Origin of the sequence: Saccharothrix sp. ST-888 (assembly GCF_000955975.1) — a bacterium.
In the GTDB taxonomy this organism is placed as follows: Bacteria; Actinomycetota; Actinomycetes; order Streptomycetales; family Streptomycetaceae; genus Kitasatospora.
On sequence record NZ_JYJF01000535.1, the window covers coordinates 1 to 364 of the forward strand.

Sequence of the window (364 nt, forward strand, 5' to 3'; positions counted from 1 at the left end):
GCGTTCATTCACACCTGCCCCGGACCACAAAGCGAAGACGAACAGTCATGCGCCTCACCCGCTGCGCTTTCGTTGCTTCAACGGTGGCGGCTTCCGCCTCCGCCTTCGGCCTGCCCCCCTTCTTTCCGGATTGGACGTCCCAGGCTTCCGACGCCACGCAGGTCGGCATGGTCAGCGCCGCCGGCGCCTCCCGGATCGAAGCCGAATCACCACAGCTCCCCTTCACGACTCCGGGTCCGCAGGGGTCAGCGCCCCCCTGCCACAGCTACGCCGGTCCCTACTGCGGCTGGGTGGGAACGTACTGGGGCCGCTGCGCCACCGATTCGGGCCTGAGCTTCGGCTTCAAAACCCCCGACTTCATCTG

1 protein-coding gene is annotated in these 364 nt (G+C 67.0%); it reads left to right on the plus strand.

All coding sequences use genetic code 11. The features are described from left to right. Positions 1-47: 47 nt before the first annotated feature. A partial coding sequence (locus tag UK12_RS43955) for a hypothetical protein (protein ID WP_231591496.1) occupies positions 48-364 on the plus strand: 317 nt, incomplete at its 3' end.